Genomic DNA, 21,032 nt, shown 5'->3' on the forward strand with positions numbered 1-21,032 from the left:
TTATATAGTCTATCATTGAGTAACACCGAGACTCTCATGGAGTTTTTCCCCCAGCCATGCCTCCTGCTTAATAAGCAGCCGCTGCAGCTCGTCAATCGCTACTTCCCTTGTGGTAAGTCCGTTCAACCCGGCTAAATAGGCTGCCGTACCCGCAGCTTGCCCCATGGCGAAGCAATTCGGCATGACGCGCAGCGAGCCTTGAACGACCCGATCGGATGAAGCTGCGCGTCCCGCTACCCATAGATTGTTGATGCCGACCGGCAGCAAGCAACGGTATGGGACGCCATGCGATCGACCCGGCGGCAAGTGATGGATCGCCATCCTATCTCTGCTGGTCGCCATATGAATATCTATAAAATACGCATTCCTCGCGATATCGTCCGGGAAGCTGCGCATCTCCATGAAGTCCTCCTGCGTCAGTACATAATCGCCGACGATTCTTCTCGTCTCCCGAATGCCGATCTGCTCGCCTGTGGAGATCAGATGCGCATTCTCGAAGCCTGGTACGTAAGTCTGCAGAAACCGCAGCTGCTCTTTTACTTTCCTGCGGCCCTCAATCGCTCCGCGAGTCAGATCCTCTGCCTTCGTACCATCGATATGGAAGATGTGGCCGAAATTAACGCCTACCAAATAATCGGATACCCATGCGAAGCCGGATACTTCTTTGCGCCCCTCCGGCAGATCGCCATTCGCTTGCGCCTTCTGAACAGCGATTGGAATTTGGCCCGTGTCCCCGCTCTCCGCGAGATACTGATTAAAGCGATCACGATCAACGTTTGTTAACAGGTAACACATCGTTCCCGGCTGCAGCYCCCCCTGTTCTCCGCCTTTGTGGAACGGAACGCCTGCCATGGCCGCGATGTCCGCATCGCCTGTCGCATCGATTACATAGGAGCACTTCACGAATGATCTTCCCGACTTGTTCACGATAACGACACCTTCAATTGCAGTGCCGGATGGGTCCATGCAGATTTGGCCGACGAAGGTGTGGTAGAGCAACTCGGCGCCGCTTTCTAGAACGGAGTCGTCATAGACTCGTTTCAATACCTCGGCGTCGATCGGCACCCAATCCAGCAACTCTTCATATAGCTCGCGGTACTCTTCCTTGCAATTCTGTTTCATTCGCTCCATCAATTCCAGACCAATTCCCCGAATGACAGGCTTCACTTTATCTGTAAACGGGCAGAAGGCCGGCACGAGGGCGACCGTTCCCATTCCCCCTAGAAATCCGCGCTGCTCGATCAGCAGCGTACGCGCCCCATTCCTTGCCGCGGCAATGGCAGCAGCTATGCCTGTCGGTCCTCCTCCTACGATAACGACATCTATTTCCTTACTAACCGGAATGGCTTCCTCTTGCAATCGATACGTATTCATAGCCTACAACGCTCCCCATATTCAATATTGTTTTGTTCCATGTATAATCAGTATAAGCTTCAATTTTGCTTATTTTTAGTTTCATTTTAGTTTCATTTATATCCCGTCAATAAGGAGAATAATAGATGGCCATTCGCAAAAAAGTGACTTTACAGCACATCGCCGACAAGCTTCATTTAACCGTCCATACGGTATCGAAGGCGCTTAGAGGCTTGCCCGGCATGTCGGAGGAAACCCGGCATGCCGTCAGGCAAGCCGCTAATGAGTTAGGCTACCGGACCAAAGAGCAGGAGAGGAGCATGTCGCTCGACGGCATTCCGCTTTTCCCATCAAAGTCACGCCGATTTATTATGCTGCTCGCTTCCGGACAAGACATTACATTAACGATCCATCAGCCCTTGCTGGAAGGCATTCAGAGCAGACTTGCCGAGGTTGGCCACAAGATCGAGCTTTGTTTTGTACCCGATGGCCTAAGCGGCGATGAACGCTTCTCGTCGTGGTTATTGCAAAATGAAATCATGTATGCAGACGGAATCTTTATTTCTCCGCTGATCCCAGCAGCGATTGAACGCCAACTCATTGCACTTGAGCTGCCTCGGATTCTGTTGAATTTCCCGCCGTTCGGCGCGAAGATTGACAGCGTAATTTGGGATGTGTTCAACTCTATGCAGCAATCTGTCGATTACTTAGTTAAACGCGGACATAACAAAATCATGTACATAGGAGATGTGAAGAGCAGGCGAGGATATAAGCTTAGATGGATGGCGTTTCGCGACAGCATGGACGATCTCGGAATCGAGGTCAACCCGGATGAGCAAATGCTTCGTTCTGACGTTTCGTTAGAAAGTTGGACGGAAAGCTGGCTTGATCATGTAAAGCGATACGAGCCTACTGCGTTCATCTGCGCAACCGAGCTAGCCTTAACGCGGACCTATCTGGCTTGTCACGCGGCTGGCAAGCGAATCCCCACCGATTACTCGATCGTGTGCCTTGAACCTAACGTGCAGGGTGGAATGCCGGATATTGCTAGGCCTGACCTTCCGATTCGTGAAACCGGCTGCCGTGCAGGCGATCGGATGATTTGGCGAATCGCCAATCCATCGCTCCCCTACGAGCATATCCGTCTGCAAGGCGACTTCGATCCAGGCAGGAGCATTCGGCATTTAAACAAATAAGGAGGAAAACATGACTACCGCTAAAACCTTTATCCATTCATCGCTTTTTATGCTGGTGAAAATGTCGCTCGTTGTAACGGCTATCGACGTCCTGTTGATGATATGGGATGACGAATTCGAATTTAATGAACTATTACTTTCGCTATCACTGAATTGCGTTGGCGTTTTTGTTATTTACGGCATTGCCTTAGTCATACCGCCAATGACGAAAACAAATCCTTTTACCATCCAAGATGATATCGTATCTTCTATTTATTCCGAAGCCGTTCAAGACCTTTTTCTAGACGAAGAGCATAGAGGCGTGTTCTATGCAAAGTCTGGCAGCGAAGATGAAACATACAAGGAGTACCTGCCTATCTTAGACGCTGAGGAACTTTTTGTTACATTGAATACTTATCAAAAAGTACTTGTCGGCATACGCACGAATCAATCCAAGAGCGTATACGAGAAACTAGACAGCTATAAATCGGAAGCAAAATTCATGATAGACAACCCGGATCACGCGAAAGGATTTGTCAAAACCTGAATCATTATGCAGCATAAAAAAGCCATCCCAGCTGCCTGCGGCAGTCATCGGAATGGCTTTTTTTCGCATTACTATTGAGTAGAAAAGCTCATCACCATTCGGCGATGCTGCCGTCTTTGTGGCGCCATACGGGGTTTCTCCAATTATGCCCCACGGCTGCCATTTGCCTAACATGTTCCTCGTTGATCTCGATCCCCAATCCCGGACCTTGAGGAATCTTCACATAACCGTCCTTATAGTCGAACACGGAGGCGTCTGTAATATAGTCGAGAAGATCGCCGGTTTCATTATAATGGATGCCGAGGCTTTGCTCCTGAATGAACGCATTATGGGCCGTCGCATCCACCTGCAGACAAGCCGCGAGCGCGATCGGGCCAAGCGGACAATGCGGCGCCAATGCTACGTCGTAGGCTTCCGCCATCGCGGCAATTTTTTTGCATTCGGTTATTCCGCCTGCATGAGACAAGTCCGGTTGAATAATATCGACAACGCCGTCGGCAAGAAGCGTCTTGAAATCCCAGCGAGAGAACATCCGCTCTCCGGTAGCGATCGGAATGGAAGTGTGCTTAGCCAGCTCCCTGAGCGCCTCGTTATTTTCGGAGAGGACCGGCTCTTCAATGAACATCGGGCGGAACGGCTCCAGTTCCTTCGCCAAAATTTTGGCCATCGGCTTATGCACGCGGCCATGGAAGTCGATGCCGATGCCAATGGACGTGCCGCAGGCTTCCCGTACCGCTGCAATCCGGGCGACTGCTTCGTCGATTTTGTCATAGGAATCGATATATTGCAGCTCTTCCGTTCCGTTCATCTTAACAGCCGTAAATCCGGCGGATACGACCTTCTTCGCTTCTTCCGCAACCTCGGACGGCCGATCTCCGCCAATCCAGGAGTAAACGCGGATCGAATCCCGGCAAGCGCCGCCTAGCAGTTGATAGACGGGAGCATTATAAAATTTTCCTTTAATATCCCAAAGCGCTTGGTCAATCCCTGCAATAGCGCTCATGAGGATCGGGCCGCCGCGGTAAAACCCGGAGCGATACAGCATCGACCAATGATCCTCGATTCGCATCGGATCTTTGCCGATCATATATTCCATTAGTTCGTGGACGCAGGCTTTCACCGTGTCTGCACGTCCTTCCACGACCGGCTCGCCCCAGCCTGCTATCCCTTCGTCCGTTACTATTTTTAGAAAAAGCCAACGCGGGGGTACTTGGAACAATTCATAGCTTTGAATTTTCATAATATCCTCCCAGAAATAAGTTTGTAGGCTTGCAGATGCGAAGTAGTCTCAAATCTACTTTATGATTAACAGACMGATTCTAGCAATAGATAACTACAAAAAAAACCGGCCTTTCATCACGAAAGGTCGGTTTCCTAAACAACAACTTATTTAACGATTTGAGCGAGGCCCTCGCTGATAGGCGTAAGCGGACGGCCGAGCAGCTTCTCGAAATCATCGCTTTCAATCTCAAGCGTGCCTTCACGAATGCCTTGCTGGATGCCTAAGAGAATAGGAAGCACGAAGTCGGGAATGCCCGCGCCCTTCATGATTTCCGCATATTTGGCGTCGTCGACTTGCAACACAGGCACGTCCTTACCCAGTACCGTGCCTAGCACGGACACGAACTCTTCTTGCGTCAGCGACGGACCCGATAGCTCATAGACCGAATTGTCGTGTCCAGTTCCCGCCAATACGGCTGCGGCTGCTTCCGCGTAATCCTGCTGCAATGCCCAGCCCACCTTGCCATTACCCGCGGATGTGACCCACGGCGCGCCGGCGATTACGCCTTGAATGCTGCCTATTTCATTCTCTAAGTACCAGTTGTTTCGCAAGAAAGAATACGGAATACCCGTTTGGATGATAGCTTCTTCCGTGAAACGGTGTACTTCGGCAAGGAACAACTTGCTTTCCTTTGCATTAGTCGCGCTCGTATAGGCAATAAACCCGACTTTTGCACGCTCTGCTGCAGCAACTGCATTCGTATGCTGGCGAATTCGAGTTTCGGTATCCCCGTCTGCGGATATAATGAGCAAACGATCGATTCCCGTGAATGCCGTGTCCAACGATTCCGGCTTGTCGAAGTCGCCGTATCGAACGTCTACGCCTTTCGCCTTCAAGCTTTCCGCTTTCTCAGGATTGCGGACGCTGACCGCCAGTTCGTTTGCCGGTACGGTTTTCAACAGCGTATCTACGATTTTTGCTCCCAATTTCCCTGTAGCGCCAGTCACTAATAGTTTCATCTCATATTCCCTCCAAAAATGTATTGTTGTAATTACATTTGTTATAACAAAACTTGTTACAACAAATTCAAAAACAAAAGCTCCTAAAGAGCTTCCATTTAAGTAAACCTTGCGACAAGATCGTTTAAGCTCGTTTGAGCGAGCCTTTGTTCCAAAGCAGTCTGTGCTTCAACCAATTCCGATTGGAGCACCGCCTCAATATTCCGTCCAACCTGGCAGCGTATATTCGCATCATTATGAATCCGGAATAATTGATTTTCTTCGGTTACATGAACAGCGCGATAAACATCTAGAAGCGTGATGTCTTCGGGTGCTCTTCGCAATGAAGCTCCTCCAACGCCAGGACGAACGTCGACTAACCCCGCTTTTTTTAGCATGCCCATAATCCTTCGAATCACAACCGGGTTCGTATTTACGCTGCCTGCTATGAAATCCCCCGTCAATTCGCCCGGGCTAACCGCAATCAGGGAAAGAGTATGAACAGCCATCGAAAAGCGCGTGCTAATCTGCTTCATGTTTATCACCACCGTTGTAATCATTATAGTTACAACTTTTCGTTTTGTCAAACGGGATGGAACAGATCTGATCTCTGCTCCATCCCGTTTCTTTTTTTAAAGATTTAGAAGCTTGTAAATGACGGCTGCCGCTTGCGCGCGCGTCGCCGAAGCTTTCGGCTGGAAGCTGCCGTCCTCAAATCCTTGGATGATACCCGTTGCGAACAAGCGATCAACCGCCTCTTGCGCATAGGATGCAATCTTCTCCTCGTCGGAGAAGGTATGCCCAGAGGAATGGCTCGTATCGATTGCTAACCCGGCATACTGGAATGCGCGAGATAACATAACCGCCATATCTTCGCGGGAAATCTCTTCTTTCGCTCCGAAGCTTCCATCCGACTTTCCACTCACGATGCCAAGCCTGGAAGCCGTCGTTACGGCATCAAAGTACCATTCGTCCTGATCCACATCGGCAAAGCCGCTTTCATCCGAAGACTTCTCTTTCAACTGCAGCGCATTGAGGAGCAGCTCCACGAATTCGGCTCTCGTGACGGTACGCGATGGCGCGAAGCGATCTTGACCGACGCCTTGCAATACTTCCCTTGCCGCTAGCGATTCAATCATCGTGCGAGCCCACGCCGTTTGGTTCAGATCGGTGAACGATACGTCTACATAAGCTGCCGCATAACGTCCGCTCGATTCCGGCTGGAACTTCAGAACGCCTTGCTCGTATTTGGCGTTCTTCACAATTGCCAGTTCCCCGTTATCCATGATGCGGTATACGATCAATTGATGCGTTTTCTCCCCTTGTAGCGGAGTATAGTCAATTTCCACCGTAACCGGATGGCCCGGACCGAACGTTTGAACGTCCCTTCCATCAACTTTCATGTCGATATCGAATACGATATCCCCTTTGATTCGTTGCTTGGCCGAGTCCGCTATTTCCGTCTCATTGACAGAATGAATAGCAACTTCAACCGCTTGCGAGTCAGCCCCTATAACGCCCTCGTTAAGTTTGGCGGGGAATCGCACCTTTACTCTGCCCCACTTGACAGCCAGCTCCATATTGCCGGTATTGGCAGCCAACTCCTTCACAGGGATCACGATCGTTGTTCCTTCTGCTTCCGTTCCCGACTCCGACTTCACTTCAATCGTAATCGTATCGGATTTCGCCGACTTAATTGCTTGCGCGATATCCTCGGGGGAAAGGCTCACGACGAGCGTTCCATCCTCATTTGCCCTGCCGGTAGCTGTTATGGCTCCGTCCTTCACTTCGACAGGACCCTTATCCGGTTTAGGCTCGGGGGACGAATCGCCCCCGACGCTACCGTTGCCGCTGCTGCTGGCAATCTGTACGCTAGCTTGAACATTCGGAGTATAGGTTGCCCATTGGTCGCCTGTTTGACCGATCTTTATTTGATCCAGCGTAAAAGCGGCCGTACCTTTTGCCTTGGAGGTAAATTTAACTTTGCCTAATACGAGATCTCCATTGTCGCCTGCGGCATTGCCAAGCTTTGTATATACTGCCCGCAGATGTCCGCCATTTAACAATTCGGGATTCACTATCGTACTAAAACCGCTCAAATTCGTTGTGAACGAGCTGCCGACCGGTGTCACCAACGCAGAATCGAAGCTTAGATTAAGCTCGTAGGCTACCATGGCCTGAACGTTGCTGGCTCGAATCTCAACCTCGATTTGGTTCCCGACAGTTACTTTCGATTTAGAAACGGCGATATAAAAATCGGGTCCCTGCGCTGCGAATGATGCAGTTGGCCATAGGGTGCATAGCATTAGCATAACTAGTCCGATTGTCGATATTCTTTTTTTCAATCCATTGCACTTCCCTTCTAATTGCGTTTATCCCAAAATCAATGCTGCCAATGCACGCAAATCTTCAATGTCGATGGCGTTGTCATTGTTCAAATCCGCTTTCTTGTACAAGTCCCAATCGGCATCGGAATTGTTTTTTCCATAGTAGGACGCTGCCAATAGGGCCAAATCCCCAACCGCAATTACACCGTCGCCGTTCAAATCGCCTACCAGTCCGGAAATAACGAGTGCTTCAAAGGTTTCAACCGCTTCATTCAATTCAATTAGCGCTTGATTCACTTCGGATTGTGTCGCCGCGTTATCGTTTTGCACCTCAATCGCATTATCGATTGCCGTCTCCAGAACTGCCCTTGAGCCTGCCGGATATTGCCCTGCCTCGTTCCCCTCAACAGCGGAATCATGCAGGACTTGCGCATTCGCGATCGCTGCTTCCAAGGCTGTTTTCGAAACTGCCTCGATATCAAAATCGTAAATGATGTCATCCGTTACCTCAGTTTCAAGTCCTGCTCCGTTCGCTAAAATAACATTCGATAGGAACACGCTGCCGGTTGCGGCTTGATCCAGTTGCTTCGCCTTAAACTTCACTTTCAGAATATCGACAGGACTGCTCTGTCCTTGTTCCTCCAATAGATCAACCGCGGTAAATCTGATTTGTCCTGGCGTATCCGTATCCGCATCCAGGATGGAGAAACCTGCCTTCAACGGCTCGTAAGAAACAAACTCGATCTGCTCCGGATCATAATGAAAAGTGAAATCTTGCGCATATACGCTTTCGGTTACCGTATTTTGTCTCAGTGCAACGTCGAACTCTTGATTGAAAACAACGCTTCGCGGTCCCGATAAAAATACGGGAGTTGTCGCGGGGTGACTAAGCTCCAGAGCGTCCACCGCTGCTTGCAAAGCGTCCAAAGCTTCGGTAACCTGCTGCTCCGTCGCTGCTGTGTTATCGCGAACAATAATGGCCAGAATCAACGCTTGCTCGAGATCGCTCCAACTGGCTGCCGTATAATCGTCCTCGTAAAGCTCTTCAGCCGTCTCGATAGCCGCCGCCAAGGCTGTACGATCCACCGTAATGACATACGCTTTCTCCAGCACTTCGCTGCTTTCGCCGTCAACGACGGCAATGGCCTTAAGCGTTACTTCCCCGATAGGCAATGCAATCGATTCCGTATAAAGCGTACTGGAAGAGTCAGGCGTGCTTCCGTCCAATGTATAATAGATCTCCGCATCTTCGATCTCGTGAGTGAGCGACACTTGCTGCGGATAGAGATAAGCGCCCGATTCCAAATCAGCGCTTGGCAAGGTCACCTCTAACGGCTCGGCCGACTTGGCGTAGATTTCCACCTCGACGAGCCCGCTTCCCCAGCTGTTGCTTATGGCATTGTTGTTGACGCGCCTTACCTCGTTCACTTTGAGCTTCACGTACCGATAACTGCCGCTTAGCTTATCGGAATTGAATCCTGCCCATGTATTGGCATTGTTGTCGACGAGCTCCGTCCAGTTCGTATTATCGGTGGAGCCATATATCTGATACTTATGGTACATTTCCGAACCGTTGTATAGCCTGTAAGCTACGTCAATCCGCGATAAGTCGTAGATGTCCCCGAGATCAACCGTGTATTCGTAAGGACCGACTAACCCGCCGAAGAAATGGGTCGAATCGCCGGAAGTCCTTAAATTGTAGGCAATGCCGTCATTGGAGTATTCGATCCCGCCCACCGAGTCATTGTTCGTGATTGTCGCGCTCTTGCCTTGCGATACGAGCTGTACCTGCGGGAACTGTACGCTTCCGGTCGTCGCATTCAGTTTCCAGCCCGTCGTGTACGTAATCGAAGCTGTTTGCTCCGACTCGTCGAACGAAATCGGCAGCCACACGTAGCGCGAGTCGGACAGCTGTCCCGAGCGCCATCTGTCTCCCATGTAAACGTACGTATTTTCACCAGATTCATTGACTAATTTCATAATGTTGGTCGGCTGGCTGTAATACGTGCTGTTGTTGCCGAACGTGTATTTCTCAAGAATCAAACCGTTTTCTTTGACGGGAGTCCAGCCATTCGGATCTTTAAGATCAGCCGTATAGCTGATCGTTCCTTGGTTAGGCAGCCATCCCGATTGTCCCGAGGCAGCCATATAGTATCCGTCATCGCCGCGCACGACCGCCGGCGCTTCCCGTCCAACATCGTTGTAGAAGCTGTACGATTCGAATTCGACTGCTTTCGTTGCAGGGTCGCTGAAGTCGTAGGTCGTAAAGTCGACGTCCGTATACTCATCATTGAGTCGGTGAACCCTCATGGAATGTCCTTCCGCCGATACGAGATAAGCCGTGCCGTCATCATCGGCGAATACCGTGAAGTCGCGCGATAAATAACCCATTTGAGTCTCATCGTTTTGCACGCTTGTCGGAACCGATACCTTGACGCCGCTCGTCTTGTAATATTCCGAATCGGAGAAGATGCCTCCGTCGCTGCGCCAGTTGCGCAAAGTGCCGCCCGGACGCCAATGCCCCAGGAACGTGTACGGTCCTGCCGGAGAATCCGCGGTCGCTACCGCGATTTGACTGCTCGCGTAGCTGTTCGCCGTTTCCCAATGGCCATAGAGAACGTATTTACTCGTTTTTTCGTTGTATAGCAGCTTCGGACGCTCCCATTTGTTATCCAACAGACCGAATTCCGCGCCCTCTACCGTTTCGTTGAATGAATCGATAATGTCGCCTTCATAAGTCCAGTTGACCAAGTCGCGCGATGAATACAATGCCACGGCGTGGAAGACGGCGCTGTTATGAATTTTGTTTTCTCCCACCCAGTAATAGATCGGCTTGCCGTCGCCGGCAGTCTGCTGCAGGAAACCGCCGCCATGGGCTTGGATCGGATTTCCTTCGGTATCGTACCACGTTTCCCCGACCGGCACGCCTGCGGAGGAATAATCAACTACATTGCTCGGCTGAACGGTCAGTGCCCATTTGAAAGCTTCTTCGATCTGCAGCACTGCGCGGTCTACGATCCACTGCGTCGCGGAATTATCCGCCAATACTACCTCCGCGTTATCAAGCGCTCGCGTAATCTTTTTCCAAGTCGCGTTCACATAATTGGCTTGCACCGTATCTTTTTTATCGTCGTATTTTGCCTGGAGAGCCGATTTATCGATATGCGGGGTTCCATACACCGCCAGCTCAATAATACCGTCGGCCCAAGTCGCGACTTGTCCGTTATGCACGTTGATAATGTTGCTTACGGTTAAGCGGACATACCGGTAATGGCCGGTGTCGGTTATCGGATTCGTAACGAAGCCGACGACATTGTTGGCCGATCCGTCAACGAGCTGCGTCCAGCTCGACTTGTCGGCGCTGCCTTCCAGCTTGTAGCGATAGACGGCGTCCGAACCGAGCACCACGCGGGTCGTCAGATTAATTTCGGACAACAAGGCATTTTGCTCCAAATCAATGACGATATTGTAGCCAAGAGCGCTATGCTGCACGCGCGGCGCTGTCGCCAAGTCAGATCCGTCCGTCACTGCTTTCGCATCAAGTCCTTGGGAATCGGTCGCATTTTTCCCTAGGGAGAGATATTGTCCCGCTTGAACCGGAATCATCCCGTGGACAGGATCCAGATCCAACTGCTTGAACCAGTCGGCTGTCGCAATCCCGTCATGGAACACCATAGGGGCTAACCTCGCATAAGTGCCCATCGGATCCTTATAATTCGTTGCATACTGCGCTCCCCAGTGGAAACCGTTCTGAGCGTAGGCGACTTGTCCGCTCGTCCCCGTCCACTTTCCTACTCCATTGGCTTGGGTAGCGAAGGAAGAACCATTCCCGATCGGTCGAAGCGGCGTCCACTCCCCGTCTAAAGAAACAGCTGAAGCGTATTCTCCCTGGCTCGGATACCAGCCGTTGGCCGTGGAGCCGAAGAAATAATAACGTCCTTCGTGCTTAACGACAGTAGGCGATTCTTTATGCTTATCTACGAAAACCGTATTTACGATTTCAACGGGCTGCTCCCAACCCGAGTCTAATTTGAGAATCGCGATATCGCTGTTATTGCGCGTGGCGAACAAAATATACGCCGTTTGGTCATCGTCCACGAAAATCGACATGTCCCTCGAATCGTTGTCAAACGGACGACCTCTGTAAGTAGAAGCAAAGTCGCCGCCGCCCGGAGTAACCGAGCCGATGAAGATATGCGCCCTCGCATAGCCGCTGCTTGCTTCCTCGTGGGCGGTCAAAATCACTTTGCCCGTATTGGGATTCCATGTATACCCGGCGCCTTCTACCCGCATATCCTCGAAAGAACCAAGCAGGCGATCGTTGCCGTAAGTTCGTCCATCGATTCCAGTCATCTCATAGATGCCGGTCGTTACAATGCCCGTTTCTTCGTTGGTCGATGCTCTATACGCATAGTGGTACCACGTATCGCCGACTTTCACCCCGTAGGTATCGCCTGCGCCCAGACTGTCCGCTCCGTTATAGTTGTTCTTCTTCTTCGTGATTGCCAAAGGATCGTACGAGAACGTATGCACCGTATTGGTATCGGCTAGTCCCACTTGGGCGCTGCCGCTGATCGCCTTGACGGTATATACGTAATCTTGATCTGCTTCGAGACCATAATCGTCCATCGTATCGCCCGTCGTCCGATCGATCAATTTATTGCCCCGATACACTTCGTAATAGCTTGCTCCCGCGATCTCCGGCCAAGAAACTTTGACGTTATTTACCGTTGTCTGGCCGTCCAATCTGAACGCGTTCGCTGTAGCCGACCACTGACTGCCGTAATAGTTAACGGTCACGGTTTCGCTGCTGTTTCCGTTCGGAGCTATGGCGGCCGCTTTAACCGTCGCGCCGCTTACCACTTCAAAGGGGCCCGTATACGGCGTGCTCTCCAGGGTAGGCTCCGTTCCATCGGTCGTGTAATAAATAAACTTGTTGCCTGCCGGATGAGAAATCGTAACGGGACCATAGATTTGTCCCGAGGCAGGCGATATTCGAGGCAAAATATTCGTCACTCTGTACTCGATAAGATCATCCTGCGTGAGCGCTTTGTTGAAAATTTGGTAGTTATCGATCAAACCCGCGTAATATTCGCCCGAGCCCCAGTTGCCTTTCCCGATCTGGAGGATGCCGCCAGTCGCCGTCAAAATATTCGTCAAGCCGTAGCTGCTTGCCACGGTTGATTTAAGCTCGCCATCGATATAAATTTTGCTGTCGGCCGCCGTGAGCACCACATCCACATGTTTCCACTCCGTGCCGCTGCTTCCTTGCGCGCTCGCCGGACGCGTGCCGCTGTTAGAATAACGTTCCACGGTTAAGGAAGACGTTCCGTCAATAATGGCAACGTAACGCTCGTTCTGGTACGTCTGCGCCGTCGTGTTCGGGGCGGCGAAGAACGTCCAGCCGCTGCCTCCGGCCGTCTTGCTGTCATAAGAAATCGTCAGCTCGCTAAGTCCTGCTAGGAGCGGCGATCCATCCGTTTTGGTTGCATTCAGCCAGAAGCCGCTGCTTATATTGGCTGCCTTGCCGTTGCCTTCAAACGAATCGGCATAACTTGCCGTGCCTTGAGCAGCCGCTTTCGCTCCTCCCCCCACAAGCCCGTTAGTTGCGTCGTCGAAATTAAAATTGGCGATGATCATATCGCCGGCATCATATGGCGGTACCGTTACGTTGTAGGACTGGCTGTAATCAAACCAATTCATCGTCAACGTTACATCCTGTGGAGTCGTACCCTTTGCCGGGCGCGTCACCGTGCCTGTGCTTGCGTCGATCACGGCGTTGTCGCTTGAGGTCCAGGTCAGATTGGCATCGCGAACGAGCGATAGATTGCCGCGAACGGCCTGACCATCTGTCAGCGGCTTCAAAGCGAGCAAGTCGTTCCATGCAAAGCTCCGAATTTCACTCGCCAAAACAAGCGCGTCATCCCCATCCAGAACATCGTTGAACACGCGAACATCGCGGTAGTGCGAGTCCAGATTGGAGAAAGTGCTGATCGTGCGGTTGAGACGGAATTGCCCGTTGCCGATCTCGTCGGCCCCGATTCCGTTCGATGCTACCTCCGCTGCCTTTACCCCGTCAACCCAGACAATCAGCTTGCCTGTGCCGGCCGTACCGTCCAGTGAAATGGCATAGTTGTGCCACATATCGACTGCCGGTGCCRGGAATGACGCCACTACGGAATCCGTCCCGTTCCGCTTCAGGACGACGGCGGCCGTGCCAGTGCCGTAGTAAGGCCTGAGGGTAATATTGGTATCATTGCTAGCGCCATAGGAAAAAAGCGTATTTTGCGCAGTAGTTGTACGAGTCTGTGTCTTGTTCAGCTTAATGTCCAGCGAAAAAGACAGTTTTCTTCCCGTTACGGGTGTTCCCGGATTGGTCCCCGCTATATGTCCATTATTCGCGTTCCCCGGATTCACTAAGGAAACATAATCCGTGCGCCAGACTACTTCGCTGCCGCTCAAGCTCTGGCTCGCATTAAGCTTGTTCGTATATTGATATGTACTATTGAGCGGGTAATGAGCCACCATGCCCGCCAGCTCGTCCGCTTCGGCCGCGCCGACTTCATGCAGCGGCGGCAACGTGCTTAAGACTATGCTCAATATGAACAGCATAAGCATTTGCCTTCTAAGCTTTTTCCTAGCATTTTTCCATCGTCCAGATTTCATAATCATTCTCCTCGTTTTGTTTTTTCCCCGCGAAGGCCGGGATTTTGACTACGGACGCTTACCTCCAACACTCAACTGAAAGCGTTTGCAAATATAATGCTAGCAAATATGCCGTTCGCAAATATAGTGAATATATAGAAATTGGATATACAAATCTTACTTTTAGCGAATGAACAAATGAGGCACGAGTGAACAATACCGTTGAACTTTTTGTTGACTAATGCGGATAATGCGGGAAAATAAAGTTTTTTAACTAATATCCAGTAAACTCAAGCATTTTCGATATTTCAAAATCGACGACAAATAAATTAAAGTTGTTAAATGGATCGATTTTCGTCAACAACTCGGCTGAAATTGTGAAAATAAAGTTGTTTAATATGTTATTTATTGAAGTGGGAGCCTGATCATCACCTTTACAAGGAAGAAAAGCTAAAAAACGCTTAACTTTGCATGAGCAAAATTAAGCATTTTTTGTATCTCGGGTTCAAACTCAAGTTAAATAGACTACTAAATCTAATCACTACTATTCCTACACCTTAGCCGCCGTTTCGAGTAGCCCTCCAGCAGGCTGCTCAAACCATTCGCCGTTTGGCAGCACGAATGTGAGCGGGATTCCTACCGGTCCACAATTACTGCTGCCCAAATTACGACAATTGTTAAACATTACATTATTGTCTTTATCTCTTACTCCTCCTCAATAATTGTTACACCCTACCGTTCAAGACTATACGTCTCTCCTGATTGTATCTCTCTCGTACGATACTCGTCGTAGTAGGCCACTCCATATTACTGCTTACTCAATTATCTCTCCTCTGTTGATAGTGTTATAAGTTATTGCGGTATTGGTTTGGTGTCATACCAGCATGTTTCTTAAATACCTGGAAAAAGTACTTCTCATCCTGATACCCGGAGTCGTGTGCGATATCCGATATCCGGAGGCTTGGATCCTTAAGTAGACGGGATGCATACTCGATGCGAATGCGATGAAGATATTCAATGAAGCTTGTCTGTAACTGCTGCTTGAACAAATAACTGATATAACCCGGCGTAACATATACCTCACGGGCAACAGACTCCCGGCTGATATCGAGGCGGAAATGTTCATGAACATAGACTAATATCGATTCAAACAGCTTATTGCCATTTTTGCGTGCGGTCAGCTGTCCAGCTGTCTTTAGTGCCGTATCCGTCAGCGTCGCCATGATATGCTCGAGCCCTGAACGGGCCATCATGCGGGTAATTTCATCCAGACCGTTACCAAACACCTCCATTACATTAACATTACGTGCAATGCATTCCCGATAGAGAGCGAAGTAAAGCGCATAGATCGAATTAATGACATTTTCCTTCGATGAACTCTCCGGATGCAAGGAGGTCAGAAAATCCTGTAGACTGCTGCGGATTGCGACCTCCTCCCCTTTAACAACAGCCTGAAGTACAGCCTTCTCACTCTCCAACGGGTAGGATGTATGAGTAAAATCCTCTTCCTCTGCGGCATCCAGGTAATCGATAATTTTTGCGTTTCCCTCATAAAATTTGGCATTTAATGCTTTCTCCGCTTCGAGACATGAAGAGCGGAAATGTCGGATATCCMGGTCGAAGCTGCCAATACCTACCGAGACCGTAAATTTCAAATAACCTTCCRCATTTTGCTGAATGGCTTCCGCATATGGAAGGAGCATCTTCGTATCCAGCCATTCCTCTGCGTTCAAGAGCAGTACCACGTCATCGTTATGTTCGAAGGCAGCGCAACGGCATAAGGTAGTGAATGTTTCCTCGGCGATATTTTTGAGTCCATACTTGAAGAGCTCGATATCTAAATTGCCGTACCTCTGTTGAACGAGATGAAGATTATCGATCTGTAAGATTAATGCTCCAAAAAACGGTAACGGAAAGGAGATGTCGCTTAGCTTCAAATTGCTCAGTAGTCGTTCGTAAGGTGGATTCTTAGTCAGTGCTAATCGGTTGAGTGCGTACTCCTTTAGGAAGGGGAAGCTTTCCCGAAAGCCACTGCGAATTCCTTCCAGCTTCTTATTCTCGTGCCTTTCTTTTGCAATCTCTTCCGTCAGCTTGATGACCAGATTAAGAATCTCGTGTCGACGACTTGGCTTAAGCAGATAATGAGCAACACCGGAAGCCATCGCTTTCTGGGCGTATGCAAACTCGTCGTGTCCGCTCATAATGATGCATTTCACAGTAGGATATGACTTGGAAACATGCTGAATCAGTTCCAATCCGTCCATTATCGGCATTCTGATATCCGTCAACAGTATATCGACGTCCATGCCCTCCATAATCTCAAGCGCCTCTGCACCATCCCGTGCCTCCCCAATTATCTCGATCTGGTGAGCAGTCCAATCAATAAGCATTTTTATGCCAGTACGAGCTCTCTCCTCATCATCTACTATAAGCAGCCGATACATGTTCTTCACTCCTCCCCCATCGATAAAACCGTGGGTATAAAAAGTTGTACCCGCGTGCCTAGTCCAGGTTTGCTTTCGTAAATCAACTCGAAATTGTCCTTATAATAATGCTTCAGCMGTTCTTGGACATTGCGGACGGCGTAACCACTTGTATCATGAGTGACGTTTACATCGTTTTCATTTGTCAGCTCAGTCAACCTGGCCAATTCCTTATCACCCATCCCTAATCCGTTGTCTTCAATGATAAACCTAAGACGCTCACCTTCCCGAGTACCCGTCACACGAACGAAGCCGCCTCCCCGCTTTCGTTCAATGCCGTGAACGATGGCATTCTCAACAAACGGCTGTATAATTAGTTTTAAAATGACATACTCACCAAGATCAGGAGAAATATCAACCTCATACTCGAGCACATCGCGAAAACGCATTTTCTGCAAAGAGAGATACAGCTCAAGAAGCTCTTGCTCCTTTGCCACGCTTGTAAAGCTTTTGCCGCGGTTGAGACTTAAGCGAAACAGACGTGACAAATTAATAATCATCTCGCTGATCTTCTCCTGTCCTGCGGATTCAGCTTCCCAAAAAATCGTATCCAGCATGTTGTACAAAAAATGCGGATTGATCTGCGCCTGCAGCGCTTTGAGCTCTGCTTCTTGCTCTCTGAGTCTAAGTACATAAGCATCGTCGACCAGCGTCTTAATGTTCTCTACCATATTGTTGTACCCATGGGTCAGATAGCCGATCTCGTCCTCGTATTTGACTTCCACTTTCTCATCAAATTGACCATTCTGGAAACGGCGCATCGACAAAAGCAGGTTTTTGATAGGAGCGGTCAGGAAAGAGGTAAGCAGCAGCATAATTGGAATGCTCATAACCAGCCATCCCGCAATCAACAACACTACAAACTGCTTGATAGAATTAAGCTCCTTCGTGAGCGTATGAAGTGGTACAGCATAGAGATATTGCCAGCCGTTCTCACCCTTACTGTAAGTCAGAAGAAGGCTCTCCCCGTCCAGCTTAACAACCTTTGAACCCGATGTGGGTATGACCGCACGAATGGCTTCGAGCTCAGATTGATCACCTTTGTAAAAGGATTTCCCGGCCTCGAGAAGAGGAGTGCTAGTTGAATCCAAAATGACAATCCCATGATCCTTATCGTACAGGTTAGCCAGGTACTGTGCTTTGATCGTTTCCTGATTCACGCCTACAAAAATAAACCCGATTGTATAACCGTTATTTATATTCCGGACAATCCGGGTCATTCCGATCTTTTCCTTCCGATTGTTTTGAATAAACACGTTATCCGTAGACAACGGAAACCAGAGAGGTGCTCCGCGCAAGTCGGAGGTCTGCTTGTAAATCTGGTTAACTTTAATCTCCTGAATGGTTCCTGAACCGCTGCTGTCATCGGTTGCAACTTGGAACAGAGGCAGCCCATCCTTGCCATATAAGGCTACATAGTCGAAGTTGCCTGTTAGCAGCATTTGATTCATTAATGTAGTAGTTGATCCATTATAAAGTCTAGGATCTAGTGTACCTTCTGATGGACGTACCTCCATCTGGAGCGTCGACTGAATATAAGGATCCATAGCAAATACAGTCACCCAATTCGAAATTGCTTTTTGCATCGACTCCATATTATTCTCCACGACCCTGACAACTCCAATATTGGTCGAGCTGACCTTGTTTACAATTTGCGTTTTAGACGTTTGGATTGCATAATACCCCAGTAGAGCAGAAAAAACTGTCATAAGTAGTGCGAACAGAATGATAACTTTAAACTTTAAGTTTAAGTTGAAATAAGCGCGCAGCATGAGCGATCACAAGCCTTTACTTTGCTTTTTTTTTTTAATTTTAATCTTCATTTGTAGCAATCACAATGACTTTGACCTAGTTTTCGACAAACGTCTACCTTTGTCTTTTTTTCTCTACTGACCATCCATTATTCCAGTTGGTATGATCACTCCAAGGCAATACAGATTGCTCAGTTCCTAAATTTCAAATCAGGGGGATTAACTATGAAGAGATACTCCAAGTGGGCGCGCGCGTCCATACTAACGCTAGCAATAGCATCCGTTGGTTCACTTGCCGCATGTGGCAGCAACAACAATTCGAACACAACGGACACCAGCAGCGGAAACGGAAGCGTTGAGAGCAAAGTAAGCCTTCGCTTCTTCTCCAACCTGCCGGACCGCAAATCCGGACAAGGACTTGCTGAACAAATGGTTATTGATGGCTACATGAAAGAGAATCCCAACGTCAAAATCGATGTAGAGACGCTTGCGGAAGAGCCTTTCAAAAACAAACTTAAAGCGTACATGTCCTCCAATGAACCAATTGATATTACCATGGTTCACGGCGGAGCCGAGCTTAATACTCTCGTGCAAGCCGGTTATGTTACTGAACTTGATCCGAAAGCGTATGAAGGCGAGCAATTTAACTTCTTGCCTGGTGCATACAAATCGTTCACTTTTAACGACAAGCTATACGGCCTGCCACGCAACAGTGACTATGAAGTCATTTATTACAATAAGAAACTGTTTGAAGATAACGGTGTGAAAGTACCAACTACACTTACCGAGTTACTTGATGCAAGCAACGCGTTCCGGGATAAGGGAATTGCTCCAATGTCGATTAACGGTAAAGATCTATGGAGCTTTGGCGAGATGTATCAGAACCTCGTGCTGCGCTACAGCGGCAATCAAAATTTGATTCTCGATGCCATCGACAAGAAAATTAAGTTTGCAGATGACGAGAGCTTCCTAAAAGCAGCTCAATATCTCGCTGATGTTCGCGACAATAAAATGTTCCAGGATTCCTTTATGACGGCTGACTACGGTGCATCCCAAAACTTGTTCTCGCAAGGCAAAGCGGCTATGTGGTACATGGGATCATGGGAAGCTGGAATGGCGACTAACGAGACTCTGCCTGAGGAGTTCCGTCAAAATCTTGACGTTTTGAAGTTCCCTATTGCCGAAGACGGTAAAGGCACAGTGGATGATCTGCTTGCTTGGAACGGCGGCGGCTATGCGCTCGTTAGTAGCTCGAAACACCCAGAGGAAGCAAAGAAGTTCTTCGACTACCTAATGAGTGCAAATCAATGGGCGAAGACAGCTTGGGATACTGGCGCAGCCGTGCCTGCTCAAAAATATGAATTGACTGGCACCGAAAGTGATGTTCAGAAGAAGTTGACTGACATTCTGGTCAATGCAGCATCAACATCCGGCGCTTCTGCCATCGACTACGGTACACCGAAGTTTAAGGATGATTCCCAGAACGCTTTTGGCAAGTTCTTCTCCAGCAAACAGACACCAGAGGAACTGCTTAACGAGCTCCAAACAGCGGTGGACACCMAATAATCGCATAACAGGAATCGGATAAGGACAGGTTGCTCCTGTCTTTATCCCTTTCTAAAGGATGGAGAGATTATCATGCATCGAGTGTTTAAAAACAAAATAGCGATTTTTTTATTCGTAGCACCCGGTATGCTGCTGTTCGCGCTTACCTTCCTGGCTCCGATACTGGTCAGCGGCTACTATTCCTTCACCGATACGCTTGCTCCGGGCACGAGCGTAAAGATGGTCGGCTTCGACAACTATACAAACCTGCTCTTTCATGACGAGAAGTTCTGGCTGGCTCTTCGCAACGCCCTTCTTCTTGGGATTGGCTTTATCGTGTTGCAGCATCCTATTTGTATTTTCTTCGCGATTCTGCTCGACCGGCTTGGAGGCAAGGCAGAGAAGATTTTCCGCACAATTTTCTTTATCCCTTGCGTCATCTCGGTTGTCGTTATTTCAAAAATGTGGCTCTCCCTGCTTGATCCTACCTTCGGCATGTTGAACAAGTTGTTGGATCTTGTAGGCCTCGATGCCCTGAAGCATGCTTGGCTTGGCGAGAGTAGCACTGCTCTTGGCTCCATGCTGTTCATTCTGATCTGGGCAGGCTTTGGCTGGGGTCTATTGTTCTACTATGCAGGCGTTAAAGGGATTTCCGAGGATCTGTACGAAGCTGCACAGCTCGACGGCGCTTCCGGCTTCAAGATGCATCTAAAAATTACGGTTCCTCTCTTGAAACCAGTTATTGCCGTACAATTCACGCTTGCCATTATTACCGCATTGAAACAGATGGAGACCGTCTTCCTTACAACGAACGGAGGGCCTGGCGACTCTACGCAGTTCCTTGCTGTATACCTGTATAACAAAGCATTCTCGGCAAGCCAATACGGTTATGCCAATGCGATTTCTATTTTATTTATAGTCGTATGTCTGCTTGCAACTTATCTGAGCAACCGTCTTACTCGCAGCGATGCGACAGACTTCTAGGA

At 49.1% G+C, this 21,032-nt stretch carries 12 protein-coding genes; 4 read left to right on the top strand and 8 right to left on the bottom strand.

Annotation, left to right across the window (positions count from 1 at the left end; translation table 11 throughout):
- Window positions 1-12: 12 nt before the first annotated feature.
- Entirely contained in the window at window positions 13-1,374 is a 1,362-nt protein-coding gene (locus AB4Z33_RS24785; protein ID WP_442052456.1) for an FAD-dependent oxidoreductase, read from the bottom strand.
- A 125-nt stretch (window positions 1,375-1,499) separates the two neighbouring features.
- On the opposite strand from AB4Z33_RS24785, the gene AB4Z33_RS24790 reads away from it, so the two are divergent.
- Complete coding sequence (locus AB4Z33_RS24790; protein ID WP_442052457.1) at window positions 1,500-2,549, top strand: LacI family DNA-binding transcriptional regulator; 1,050 nt, start codon at window positions 1,500-1,502, stop codon at window positions 2,547-2,549.
- Between the two features lie 10 nt (window positions 2,550-2,559).
- Complete coding sequence (locus AB4Z33_RS24795) at window positions 2,560-3,075, top strand: hypothetical protein (protein WP_442052458.1); 516 nt, start codon at window positions 2,560-2,562, stop codon at window positions 3,073-3,075.
- A gap of 91 nt (window positions 3,076-3,166) precedes the next feature.
- Here AB4Z33_RS24795 and dgoD read toward each other — a convergent pair whose 3' ends face one another.
- The 7 genes from dgoD to AB4Z33_RS24830 form a co-directional block, all read right to left on the bottom strand.
- Window positions 3,167-4,315, bottom strand: a complete 1,149-nt coding sequence (gene dgoD / locus AB4Z33_RS24800) for a galactonate dehydratase (protein WP_442052459.1) — start codon at window positions 4,313-4,315, stop codon at window positions 3,167-3,169.
- 146 nt (window positions 4,316-4,461) lie between these two features.
- Window positions 4,462-5,316: an SDR family oxidoreductase gene (locus tag AB4Z33_RS24805; protein WP_442052460.1), complete on the bottom strand. Its 855-nt coding sequence runs from the start codon at window positions 5,314-5,316 to the stop codon at window positions 4,462-4,464.
- A 98-nt stretch (window positions 5,317-5,414) separates the two neighbouring features.
- Entirely contained in the window at window positions 5,415-5,831 is a 417-nt protein-coding gene (locus tag AB4Z33_RS24810) for an Rrf2 family transcriptional regulator (protein WP_442052461.1), read from the bottom strand.
- A 96-nt stretch (window positions 5,832-5,927) separates the two neighbouring features.
- A complete protein-coding gene (locus tag AB4Z33_RS24815; protein WP_442052462.1) occupies window positions 5,928-7,640 on the bottom strand; it encodes an S-layer homology domain-containing protein in 1,713 nt (570 codons plus the stop codon).
- A gap of 27 nt (window positions 7,641-7,667) precedes the next feature.
- Entirely contained in the window at window positions 7,668-14,234 is a 6,567-nt protein-coding gene (locus AB4Z33_RS24820; protein ID WP_442052463.1) for a chitobiase/beta-hexosaminidase C-terminal domain-containing protein, read from the bottom strand.
- 878 nt (window positions 14,235-15,112) lie between these two features.
- Entirely contained in the window at window positions 15,113-16,711 is a 1,599-nt protein-coding gene (locus tag AB4Z33_RS24825; protein WP_442052464.1) for a response regulator, read from the bottom strand.
- Window positions 16,712-16,716: 5 nt separating this feature from the next.
- Window positions 16,717-18,522, bottom strand: coding sequence for a sensor histidine kinase (locus AB4Z33_RS24830; RefSeq protein ID WP_442052465.1), 1,806 nt, complete (start codon window positions 18,520-18,522; stop codon window positions 16,717-16,719).
- 204 nt (window positions 18,523-18,726) lie between these two features.
- On the opposite strand from AB4Z33_RS24830, the gene AB4Z33_RS24835 reads away from it, so the two are divergent.
- Together AB4Z33_RS24835 and AB4Z33_RS24840 are read left to right on the top strand one after the other, a co-directional pair.
- Window positions 18,727-20,067, top strand: coding sequence for an ABC transporter substrate-binding protein (locus tag AB4Z33_RS24835; protein WP_442052466.1), 1,341 nt, complete (start codon window positions 18,727-18,729; stop codon window positions 20,065-20,067).
- 72 nt (window positions 20,068-20,139) lie between these two features.
- Window positions 20,140-21,030, top strand: coding sequence for a carbohydrate ABC transporter permease (locus tag AB4Z33_RS24840; protein WP_442052467.1), 891 nt, complete (start codon window positions 20,140-20,142; stop codon window positions 21,028-21,030).
- Window positions 21,031-21,032 lie beyond the last annotated feature (2 nt).

The sequence above is a fragment of the Paenibacillus sp. 2TAB19 genome (assembly GCF_052115185.1).
In the GTDB taxonomy this organism is placed as follows: domain Bacteria; phylum Bacillota; class Bacilli; order Paenibacillales; family Paenibacillaceae; genus Pristimantibacillus.

What these genes read in the sequence shown, in the direction of transcription:
- AB4Z33_RS24790 (WP_442052457.1), top strand. Translation starts at nt 1,500, where the DNA reads ATGGCCATTCGCAAAAAAGTGACTTTACAGCACATCGCCGACAAGCTT.
- AB4Z33_RS24795 (WP_442052458.1), top strand. Translation starts at nt 2,560, where the DNA reads ATGACTACCGCTAAAACCTTTATCCATTCATCGCTTTTTATGCTGGTG.
- dgoD (WP_442052459.1), bottom strand. Translation starts at nt 4,315, where the DNA reads ATGAAAATTCAAAGCTATGAATTGTTCCAAGTACCCCCGCGTTGGCTT.
- AB4Z33_RS24805 (WP_442052460.1), bottom strand. Translation starts at nt 5,316, where the DNA reads ATGAAACTATTAGTGACTGGCGCTACAGGGAAATTGGGAGCAAAAATC.
- AB4Z33_RS24810 (WP_442052461.1), bottom strand. Translation starts at nt 5,831, where the DNA reads ATGAAGCAGATTAGCACGCGCTTTTCGATGGCTGTTCATACTCTTTCC.
- AB4Z33_RS24840 (WP_442052467.1), top strand. Translation starts at nt 20,140, where the DNA reads ATGCATCGAGTGTTTAAAAACAAAATAGCGATTTTTTTATTCGTAGCA.